The organism is Acinetobacter sp. 148, from assembly GCF_031196675.1.
Lineage (GTDB): Bacteria > Pseudomonadota > Gammaproteobacteria > Pseudomonadales > Moraxellaceae > Acinetobacter > Acinetobacter baumannii.
This window is the reverse complement of record NZ_JAVIMT010000054.1, coordinates 22,026-32,089: the sequence shown is the minus strand read 5'-3', so window position 1 is coordinate 32,089 and position 10,064 is coordinate 22,026. Positions and strand designations below refer to the sequence as shown.

General features: G+C 40.6%; 10 protein-coding genes. 4 read left to right on the top strand and 6 right to left on the bottom strand.

Going from position 1 to position 10,064, the window contains the following annotated elements; genetic code table 11:
- The 4 genes from RFX69_RS09100 to RFX69_RS09085 form a co-directional block, all read right to left on the bottom strand.
- Positions 1–453, bottom strand: a 453-nt coding sequence (locus RFX69_RS09100; protein ID WP_309169227.1) for a 3-oxoacid CoA-transferase subunit A, incomplete at its 3' end; no start/stop codon positions are given.
- A gap of 134 nt (positions 454–587) precedes the next feature.
- Positions 588–1,508 carry a catechol 1,2-dioxygenase gene (gene catA / locus RFX69_RS09095; RefSeq protein ID WP_001081618.1) on the bottom strand — a complete coding sequence of 307 codons (921 nt, stop codon included), beginning with the start codon at positions 1,506–1,508 and terminating at the stop codon, positions 588–590.
- 160 nt (positions 1,509–1,668) lie between these two features.
- On the bottom strand, positions 1,669–1,959 hold the full coding sequence (gene catC / locus RFX69_RS09090) for a muconolactone Delta-isomerase (RefSeq protein ID WP_000897234.1): 291 nt from the start codon (positions 1,957–1,959) through the stop codon (positions 1,669–1,671).
- A gap of 23 nt (positions 1,960–1,982) precedes the next feature.
- Positions 1,983–3,089 carry a muconate/chloromuconate family cycloisomerase gene (locus RFX69_RS09085; protein WP_004747037.1) on the bottom strand — a complete coding sequence of 369 codons (1,107 nt, stop codon included), beginning with the start codon at positions 3,087–3,089 and terminating at the stop codon, positions 1,983–1,985.
- Positions 3,090–3,189: 100 nt separating this feature from the next.
- On the opposite strand from RFX69_RS09085, the gene RFX69_RS09080 reads away from it, so the two are divergent.
- Both RFX69_RS09080 and RFX69_RS09075 read left to right on the top strand, forming a co-directional pair.
- Positions 3,190–4,104 (top strand): LysR family transcriptional regulator, encoded by a 915-nt coding sequence (locus RFX69_RS09080; RefSeq protein ID WP_206222866.1) that lies wholly within the window; start codon positions 3,190–3,192, stop codon positions 4,102–4,104.
- 81 nt (positions 4,105–4,185) lie between these two features.
- Positions 4,186–4,980, top strand: coding sequence for a TorF family putative porin (locus RFX69_RS09075; RefSeq protein ID WP_271055900.1), 795 nt, complete (start codon positions 4,186–4,188; stop codon positions 4,978–4,980).
- A 67-nt stretch (positions 4,981–5,047) separates the two neighbouring features.
- Here the strand turns inward: RFX69_RS09075 and RFX69_RS09070 are convergent, their stop codons facing one another.
- Together RFX69_RS09070 and RFX69_RS09065 are read right to left on the bottom strand one after the other, a co-directional pair.
- Positions 5,048–5,764, bottom strand: a complete 717-nt coding sequence (locus RFX69_RS09070; protein ID WP_000029961.1) for a FadR/GntR family transcriptional regulator — start codon at positions 5,762–5,764, stop codon at positions 5,048–5,050.
- Between the two features lie 83 nt (positions 5,765–5,847).
- Positions 5,848–7,581 carry an IlvD/Edd family dehydratase gene (locus RFX69_RS09065; RefSeq protein ID WP_031380431.1) on the bottom strand — a complete coding sequence of 578 codons (1,734 nt, stop codon included), beginning with the start codon at positions 7,579–7,581 and terminating at the stop codon, positions 5,848–5,850.
- Positions 7,582–7,750: 169 nt separating this feature from the next.
- Here RFX69_RS09065 and abaQ point away from each other — a divergent pair, with 169 nt between their 5' ends.
- Both abaQ and araD1 read left to right on the top strand, forming a co-directional pair.
- Positions 7,751–9,052, top strand: coding sequence for a multidrug efflux MFS transporter AbaQ (gene abaQ, locus RFX69_RS09060; protein WP_309169226.1), 1,302 nt, complete (start codon positions 7,751–7,753; stop codon positions 9,050–9,052).
- Positions 9,053–9,062: 10 nt separating this feature from the next.
- Complete coding sequence (araD1, locus tag RFX69_RS09055; protein ID WP_001165775.1) at positions 9,063–10,061, top strand: AraD1 family protein; 999 nt, start codon at positions 9,063–9,065, stop codon at positions 10,059–10,061.
- Positions 10,062–10,064: the final 3 nt, after the last annotated feature.

Here is a 10,064-nt window from a genome sequence, read left to right as displayed (position 1 = left end):
CTTGATCGGATACTCAAGCACGTAGTCTTTACCATCAATATGACGGGTTTCTTTGCCTTCAGCTAAAAGTGTTCCAAAGCCAGTTGGAGTAAACACCGCCCCAAGCCCCATACCTGCTGCCTGAATACGGCACGCCAGATTGCCTTGCGGTACCAGTTCAAGCTCAACCTTTCCGGCACGGTACAGTTCATCAAATACATAAGAATCTGACTGACGTGGGAAAGAGCAAATCACTTTTTTAATTGAACCGGCTTTGAGCAGTTTAGCCAGACCATAATCCCCATTACCGGCATTGTTGCTCACAATGGTCAGGTCCTTAACGCCAAGTTCAATCAGACCGTCAATGAGTTCAGCGGGTTGTCCTGCGGTACCAAAACCACCAATCAGAATGGTTGCACCATCTTTAATCTGCGATAGAACCTCGCTTAGTGAGGACTTACTTTTGTCAATCATGTGAGAAACCTTAGAGCATGAGGTAACGTGATGTATTACTACCGCTAAAAATTTATTGAAATTCTTAATGGTAGTAATAAATGGAGTAAATTTTGTGAGTCAAAAGCGAACTTTTAACTCACATACACTTTCAATTAAGCACTAGCGCGACGGCGTTCAACTTCAGTTGAAGGAGCAGCAGCGGCTTCTTTAACCAGTTCAATGTTAAATGTGATGTGTTTGAAAGCGTGATCTAAACCACGGCGTTGAATTTCAGCAGGGTCTGTGACATCTACTGCTGTTGCCACTAAACCGTCACGAGTAGCGAAGGCAAAGTCATCCCATAAATACTCATCACCCTCAATGTTGAATTGAGTAGTCAGCTTGCGGTAACCCGGTGCAGAAACGAAGTAGTGAACGTGAGATGGACGGTTACCATGACGGCCTAACTTGTTAAGAAGAGCCTGTGTTGTACCTTCAGGAGGGCATCCATAACCAACTGGCATAGTGGTTAACGCTACATATTTACCATCTGCATCAGTGAAAATGGTACGGCGTAAGTTAAAGTCAGATTGTGACTTATCAAAGAATGAATAGTTACCTAAACTGTTGGCATGCCATACTTCAACTTTGGCATTTTCAATAATATTGCCATCAGTGTCGGTTACCGTACCTTCAATAATTAAGGTATCGATTTTGCCAGTCTCGGTTCCGTCATCCATACGTGCAAAGCCAACTGATTCAGGTGCGCCAGCAACATAAAGTGGACCTTCGATAGTACGAGGTGTACCGCCTGTAATACCAGCTTTGGCATCTGCTTCATCTGCACGTAAGTCAAGGTAATGTTCAAGACCTAAGCCTGCTGCCAAAAGACCAAGTTCATTTGCTTGACCTGCATCGGTAAAATATTCCAAACCTTTCCAAACTTCAGAAGGTTGGATGTCTAAATCTTCGATGGCTTGAAATAAATCCCCAAGAAGGCGCACTACAATTTGTTGAACACGTGCATCAACTTCGCCTTTTGCAGTGTCGACATTCATTTGTTTTACAAGCGCATCAATTTGTTGACGGTTCATACTAAAACTCCTTAAGTATGCAATACGGTTTTGGGTGGCAGCGCTGCGGGCATTTGGTTTTGCTAGCGAATAAGTGCCGCCACGTTCCTTGTTACCTTCTGAATAATCTGCTTGGTTTTTAAATGGACTTCAGAGATCGCATTTAAAAAATTCTTTCTATTTACGAATCATCATCACGAACAGATGATGGATGACGGTTAAGTGCCATCACTTCAATGTCCATATATGGATAGAGAGGTAAACCTTGTAAAATGTTGTGCAATTCTTCATTGCTATCTACATCAAAAATACTGATGTTCGAGTACTGACCTGTAATTCGCCAGATATGACGCCATTTACCTTGGCGTTGTAAGTCTTGCGAATAAGCTTTTTCAACGGCCTTAATTTCATTTGCTTTGTCGGCTGGCATATCAAGTGGAATATGCACATCCATACGTACATGAAATAACATGGGAAACTCCTTATCCTGTTGCCTTAACGACGTAATTTCTCAATCTTATCTTCATCAATTTCAATGCCTAGGCCCGGAGCTGTCGGCAAATGCAATTCAAAGTTTTCGTAACGTAGCGGCTCTTTTAAAATTTCTTCGGTAAGTAATAACGGACCAAATAATTCAGTGCCGAACGCTAACGTTTCAAAAGTTGCAAATACATGGGCCGATGCAATACTTCCTACAGGACCTTCAAGCATAGTGCCGCCATATAGATCGATACCAGCCAAACCAGCAATTTTGCCAACTTCACATGCTTCAATCAGACCACCAGATTGTTCAATTTTTACGGCGAATACATCTGCACCATGATTTTTTGCAATACGGTATGCGCTGTCAGGGCCAGTTAAAGCTTCATCTGCCATGATTGCGACATCAAAACGATGGGTGAGGCGAGCAAGTGCTTCGGTATTTTGAATGGCACATGGCTGTTCGATTAAATCGATTCCACCATCTTGGAGCTGTTGAATACCATGAATACACTCAAGTTCTGACCATGCACGGTTCACATCTACACGTACACTAACATCAGCACCTAATGCTTTTTTAATAGCAATCACATGGTCAACATCTTGCTGTAAAGGACGTGCACCAATTTTAAGTTTGAACGTGTTGTGGCGCTTTAGCTCAATCATTTTGCGAGCTTCAGCAATATCTTTTTCCGTATCACCAGACGCAAGCGTCCAAAGCACAGGTAAACTATTACGCAGACGGCCGCCTAAAACTTCGCTTAATGGCACACCTAAACGTTTGGCCTGAATATCAAGTAGGGCAGTCTGAATGGCACACTTAGCAAAGCGGTTACCATTAATATTTTTACGAATCAGTTTTAGTGTTTGTGCAACATTTAAATCTTTAACTGATGTCAGTAATGGTGCAAAGTAGGTATCAATATTGGCTTTGACACTCTCAGGACTTTCTTCACCATAGTTCAGCCCACCAATGGTGGTGGCTTCACCCCAACCGACAATACCATCCGTGGTCGTAATTTTAACGAGTACCAAAGTCTGGGTACGCATAGTAGTCACAGACAACTGGTGAGGACGGATAGTTGGAATATCCACAAGTATGGTTTCTATGGTTCTATACATGAAGTTTCAACTATTACGAACTTGTTTGTATACCATAGAAGAATGTAATAGCCTAAAATAGATATAGAACGGTATTTTAAGATACTAAAAAGGTATATTAATGGAATTAAGACATCTACGTTATTTTGTTACCGTTGTTGAAGAACAGAGTCTCACGAAAGCCGCAGAAAAGCTTTTTATTGCTCAGCCACCTTTAACACGCCAAATCAAAAAACTAGAAGAAGAATTAGGGATCGATTTATTCGAAAAAGGCTCTCGTCCATTAAAAGTAACGGAAGCAGGGCTGTTTTTTTACCAGCATGCGGTGCAAATTTTGACTCACACCGCTCAAGCTGCTTCGATGGCTAAAAAAATGAAGCTGGTCGAGAACGTTGTTAAAGTAGGTTATGTGAGTTCGCTTCTTTATGGGCGATTACCACAAGTCATCTATCTATTTAGGCAAAAAAATCCTGACATTCATGTCGAGCTTATTGAATGTGGTACACGAGATCAGGTCGAGGCTTTAAAGTTAGGCAAAATCGATTTAGGCTTTGGTCGATTACCAATTAGTGATCCAGCAATTAAGCGGCTTCTGCTCAGAAAAGAAAAGTTAAAACTCGCAATCCATAAAAAACACCCATTAAGTGAATTCCAAGAGTCGGGAATTTATTTATCTCAAATTATTAATGAGACGATTTTTTCTTATCCAACCACACCTAAACCAAATTTTTCGACCACTATTCAAGCTTTATTTACCAAATTAGGTCTTGTTCCGGCCAAGCTGACTGAAGTACGAGAAATTCATATGGCACTTGGCTTAGTGGCATCCGGAGAGGGTATTTGTATTATTCCGGAAAGTGCCTGTGATATTGGTATGAAAAATCTAACTTATTTAAATATTTTAGATTTAGAAGCCTATAGTCCTATCTCTCTATCCATGCGCAATATGGACCAAAGTTCCTATATTCCTAAAATTTTAGATTGCATTGAAGAGATCTATAGCGAAGAAGAAGTATCCAGAAATTTAAATTTATAACTTTTTAATACGTTTTAAATTGAATTATCATGTTATTTTAAAACTTTAAACCTATAGGTAATATGTAAAAGGAATTATTGAATGAGAAAAATTTTAGGTTTAGCTTCACTTATTATGTCTACTAGCGTTGTACATGCGGAACAATTAAAAGAACAAGAAAAAACTTCTCCTTATAGTGCGAATGTGACTTTTGCTAGTCAATATATTTCACGTGGTTTCCAACAAACTTGGGGTAAACCAGCCTTACAAGGTGGACTGGATTATGCCAATCCGAATGGTTTTTTTGTTGGAACTTGGGCATCAAGTGTCAGCTCTAACTATCTCCGCGATGCTTCAGTTGAATGGGATTTTTATACAGGTTATTTAAAAACAATCGATAAATTCTCGATTGGTATGTCTATTTTTTATTATTACTATCCAAGCGCTAAAAGTACACCAGAAACGGGAAGTACGAGTTATAACTATGGTGAAATCGTACCTCAAATTGGCTATGGTCCTTTAAGCCTTAAATACTTTGTGACTTACACGCCAGATTATGCTGGTTATAACTCTAAAACCATGGGTGGACCTGCTGGTAAAAGGTCAAGAGGATCAAGTTATTTAGATGTTAACTTTACCCAGCCGATCAGTGAAACTTGGACTTTTGGTGCCCACTATGGCTATGAAAGAATCAAAAACTTTTCAGAGTCGAACTTTCAAGATGTTAAAGCCGAAGTAATTAAAGATTTAGGTGATGGTTGGAGTACAGGATTAGCCTATACCAAGGCATGGGATAAAAATGCTTATTATAAAAAGTATAGCAATGGTGAGCCGGGTGCACCTATTTCAAATCCAATTGATTCAACTTTTACAGTCTCTGTAAAAAAGGTGTTCTAATTTATAAATAAAAAGCCTGATCACTTTAATTTAGAGTCAGCAGGCTTTTTCTAATACATAGAGAAAATTATTTTTTAATTAAATCATAAGCCATCTTAGTGTCATCTAGCTGAACGAGTGAAGCATGGCGAGCAGAGAGCGGATCTTTATTTTCAATTGCTGTCAAAATTGCTTTATGTCTTGGTAGCGAATGACCTTGTAAATTTGGGCGTAGACTGGTGACTTGAATCGATTGCTGCAAAGGTAAAACCAGCATTTTTGACATATAAGCCAATAAGTCATTATGCGTTGCTTTGGCAATTGCTAAGTGAAACTGGATATCTGGCTCTATAAATTCTTCAACTGTTGTTGCCTTTTCCATTCCTTCATAGGCTTGCTTAATACGCTCAATATCTTCTTCATTTGCTGTACTTGCCGCAATATAGGCTAACTCTGGTTCTAAAACTCGTCGTACGGTAGAAAGTGTTTTAAAAAACTCATGTTCAGGCGTGGTTTGAATCAACCAGAACAGTACATCTGGGTCGAGTAAATGCCATTCTTCTTTAGGTCGAACTACTGTTCCGATTTTGGGCCTTGAATATGTTAAGCCTTTCGCATTTAAAACACGTATAGCTTCGCGAAAGACAGGGCGGCTGACTTTATATTCCTCACATAAATCAACTTCACTTGGGAGTTTTTCATTTTCTGAGATTTCTCCAGAAACGATTTTTAATCCCAATTGTTGAACAATTAATGCATGTTGGCTTTTGCTTGGAATAGGATTTTTATAGTCAGCTTTACTCATATTTCACTATTACGACATGTTGAATATCCTATGGTATAGATGACCTTGTGTTTTAACAAGATCATCTTTTTCAAGAATAAATATTAATGGGAATGACGTGGAACTTCCGAGCCTCGGCAACCGACCAAGAAATCAAAATCACAACCTTCGTCGGCTTGTAAAACATGTTCTACATAGAGCTTACGGTAACCGCCAATAAAACTTGGTGGAGCTGGTGGTGCTAAATTTTCAAGACGTTGCTTAAGTTCTTCATCACTCACTTCTAGGTGAAGTTTTCCAGCATAGGCATCAAGTTCAATGAAGTCACCATTTTGAACTACAGCCAAAGGCCCACCCGCCATAGCTTCAGGGGCAACATGTAAAACGACCGTGCCATACGCAGTTCCACTCATACGTGCGTCGGAAATACGAACCATGTCGGTAATGCCTTTAGCTAAAATCTTTGGTGGTAGCCCCATATTTCCAACCTCGGCCATGCCCGGATAGCCTTTAGGGCCGGCATTTTTCATCACAAGGATACAAGTTTCATCAACATCTAGATCTGGGTCATTAATGCGGGATTTATAATCATCGAAGTTTTCAAATACGACTGCACGACCACGGTGTTTCATCAACTCCGGTGTGGCGGCAGATGGTTTAAGCACCGCACCTTTAGGCGCTAAATTACCGCGCAAAATACACATACCGCCATCTTGTCGAATTGGGTTATCTATTTTCCGAATCACTTCATCGTTATAAATAGGTGATTGCTGGCAGTTTTCCCAAATGGTTTGACCGTTTACGGTTAAGGCTTGTGGATGTGGTAAGAGACTGGCTTCGCCCATACGGCGAATCACGGCTGGCAAGCCGCCGCTATAATAGAACTCTTCCATTAGAAAACGACCCGAAGGCTGTAAGTCAACAATGGTTGGCATGCCACGGCCAACACGGTTCCAGTCATCAAGTTGTAAATCTACACCAATACGTCCAGCAATTGCTTTTAAGTGAATCACGGCATTGGTTGAACCACCAATAGCTGCATTGACTTTAATGGCATTTTCAAAGGCTTCTTTGGTTAAGATTTTAGAAAGGCGTAAATCTTCATGAACCATATCAACAATACGCATACCCGAAAGATGAGCCAACACATAACGTCGAGAATCTACTGCTGGAATGGCCGCATTGTGGGGTAAGGAAGTGCCTAGGGCTTCAGCCATACACGCCATTGTAGAAGCAGTGCCCATGGTGTTACATGTACCAGCCGAGCGTGACATACCAGACTCGGCAGATAGAAATTCATTTAAATCAATTTTTCCTGCTTTTAACTCTTCATGCATTTGCCAAACGATAGTACCTGCACCAATGTCTTTACCTTTGTGCTTACCATTCAGCATTGGTCCACCAGTCACTACAATGGCAGGAATATCACAGCTTGCAGCGCCCATTAATAATGCAGGGGTGGTTTTGTCACAACCTGTCAGTAACACCACACCGTCAATAGGGTTACCACGAATCGCTTCTTCGACATCCATACTGGCTAAGTTACGGGTAAACATGGCGGTAGGACGTAAATTCGACTCACCATTTGAAAATACAGGAAACTCAACAGGGTAGCCGCCCGCTTCTAAAATCCCTTTTTTTACGTGTTCGGCAATTTTTCGAAAATGCGCATTACATGGGGTGAGTTCAGACCACGTATTACAAATCCCAATGATAGGCTTGCCTTGAAACTCATGATCTGGAATTCCTTGGTTCTTCATCCAGCTGCGATACATAAAGCCATTTTTATCCGTTGTACCAAACCAGGCAGCCGAACGAAGAACTTGTTTGTTATTCATACAAATTTCCCTATATAGTATTACTATTAGAATTAATTAAATTAAAAATACACCATAAATTTTATTTTTAAAAGGTTTGAAATTTAAATAGTATTACTATATTTTAAATTGAAAGGATAATTTACGAGCAAGATGCTCTATAAGTAAATAATAGGAAATGGAGTCGAACATGGATTTCGAAAAGGATGTAATACGGACGGTCACGTTTAAGCTGATACCTGCATTAGTCATACTATATCTGGTGGCATATATTGATCGGGCCGCTGTCGGGTTCGCTCATTTGCATATGGGTGCCGATGTAGGAATTGGTGATGCTGCCTATGGTCTAGGAGCTGGCTTATTTTTTGGATATTTTCTTTTTGAAGTTCCAAGTAATTTGCTTTTAGACAAATTTGGTGCTCGTAAATGGTTTACCCGCATTTTATTAACATGGGGCCTCATCACCATGGCCATGGCGCTTATTCAAGGCCCTAAAAGTTTTTATCTCTTAAGGTTTTTACTCGGTGTAGCAGAGGCGGGTTTTTTCCCTGGTGTTTTATACCTAATTACGCAGTGGTATCCGGTGCGGCATCGCGGAAAAATCATGGGAATGTTTGTGCTTTCACAACCGATTGCCATGATGATTGCAGGGCCTTTAGCTGGTCTATTACTTGGAATGGATGGCATTGCAAATTTACACGGCTGGCAATGGTTGTTTGTTGCAGTTGGCTTGCCCGCGGTTTTATTGGCTTTACCTACATTTTTGTGGCTGCCCGATAACATTGATAAAGTAAAATGGTTAAGCATTGAACAAAAACAATGGCTTAAAAATGAACTCGTTAAAGATGAAGCCGAATATGACCAAACCCGACATGCCAATCCACTACATGCTTTAAAAGACAAACGCGTACTTTTATTAGCACTTTACTACTTACCGGTAACTTTAAGTATTTATGGTTTAAATCTCTGGCTTCCTACCATTATTAAGCAATTTGGCGGAGGTAGTGATATTCAAATTGGGTTCTTATCTAGCATTCCCTATATTTTTGGAATTATTGGACTTCTCATTATTCCGCGTAGTACTGACCGCCTGAACGATCGTTACGGACACTTAAGTTTTCTGTATGCACTAGGTGCTTGTGCAATGTTTTTAAGTGGTTGGCTAAATTCTCCAGTTATGCAGTTGGCAGCTTTGGCTGTAGTTGCGTTCTGTCTATTTTCATCGACTGCCGTGTTTTGGACATTACCGGGTCGTTTCTTAACGGGTGCAAGTGCAGCGGCTGGTATCGCCTTAATTAACTCTGTTGGAAATTTAGGTGGCTATGTCGGTCCATTTGGGATCGGACTGTTAAAAGAATACACGGGAAATATGGCTGCTGGTTTGTATTTCTTATCTATCGTCATGCTTTTTGGCTTGATTCTGACTTACATCGTCTATGCCAAGCTCGAACGTCAAAAAACACAAACAGTGAATATTCAAAAGCCTTTGTAAGGAATAAAACATGCAAATTATTCAATTTGAAAATCGTGCAAATCAACGTGCCGTCGCGAAAGTAGAAGGCAACATGGCATATCCGGTTAAAGATATTCAATCGGTTCGTGATTTAGCACTTTTAGCAATCCGCAATAAAGTTTCACTGGAACAACAAGTTGAGGCGTTAGGGTTTGAGTCCGAAACTTATGATTATTCATCTTTATTAGCAGACTTAAAGGTATTGCCGCCTTTAGATCATCCAGATCCAACGCATTGTTTAATTTCCGGTACAGGCTTAACCCATTTAGGTTCTGCATCTGCACGCGACAAAATGCATCAACAAAATTTAAGTGATGACAGCTCGGTAACCGACACCATGCGAATATTTCAATGGGGCCTACAAAAGGGCCGTCCAGCAGAAGGTCAGATCGGTGCGCAACCGGAATGGTTTTATAAAGGCGATGGTTCAATTGTGGTAAGACCGGGAGCAGAGCTGCCTTTACCTCCATTTGCTGAAGACGGCGGCGAAGAACCTGAAATCGCAGGCCTCTATGTTATTGGCGAAGACTTAAAGCCTTACCGAATCGGGTTTGCGCTAGGCAATGAATATTCTGATCACGTAATGGAGCGCCGTAATTATTTATATCTGGCCCATTCTAAATTGCGTTTTTGTAGTTTTGGTCCAGCTTTACGGACAGGTGAATTACCAAAACATTTAGTTGGAACCAGTCGCTTGCGTCGTGATGGACAAATCATTTGGGAAAAAGAGTTTTTGTCGGGTGAAGACAATATGTGCCATAGCTTGGCAAATCTGGAATATCACCACTTTAAGTATCGACAATTCTTAAAAGCAGGGGATGTTCACATCCATTATTTCGGTACTGCGACTCTATCTTTTGCTGATGGTATCCAAGCACAAGTTAATGATGAGTTTGAAATAGAAATGAAAGAGTTCGGCCATCCACTCAAAAACAAACTTGCTCATATGCAACCCGAGTTACCGATCGGTTCAGTTATTACTCTCTAAGGA

What these genes read in the sequence shown, in the direction of transcription:
- RFX69_RS09080 (WP_206222866.1), top strand. Translation starts at nt 3,190, where the DNA reads ATGGAATTAAGACATCTACGTTATTTTGTTACCGTTGTTGAAGAACAG.
- catC (WP_000897234.1), bottom strand. Translation starts at nt 1,959, where the DNA reads ATGTTATTTCATGTACGTATGGATGTGCATATTCCACTTGATATGCCA.
- RFX69_RS09075 (WP_271055900.1), top strand. Translation starts at nt 4,186, where the DNA reads ATGAGAAAAATTTTAGGTTTAGCTTCACTTATTATGTCTACTAGCGTT.
- RFX69_RS09085 (WP_004747037.1), bottom strand. Translation starts at nt 3,089, where the DNA reads ATGTATAGAACCATAGAAACCATACTTGTGGATATTCCAACTATCCGT.
- araD1 (WP_001165775.1), top strand. Translation starts at nt 9,063, where the DNA reads ATGCAAATTATTCAATTTGAAAATCGTGCAAATCAACGTGCCGTCGCG.
- catA (WP_001081618.1), bottom strand. Translation starts at nt 1,508, where the DNA reads ATGAACCGTCAACAAATTGATGCGCTTGTAAAACAAATGAATGTCGAC.
- abaQ (WP_309169226.1), top strand. Translation starts at nt 7,751, where the DNA reads ATGGATTTCGAAAAGGATGTAATACGGACGGTCACGTTTAAGCTGATA.
- RFX69_RS09070 (WP_000029961.1), bottom strand. Translation starts at nt 5,764, where the DNA reads ATGAGTAAAGCTGACTATAAAAATCCTATTCCAAGCAAAAGCCAACAT.
- RFX69_RS09065 (WP_031380431.1), bottom strand. Translation starts at nt 7,581, where the DNA reads ATGAATAACAAACAAGTTCTTCGTTCGGCTGCCTGGTTTGGTACAACG.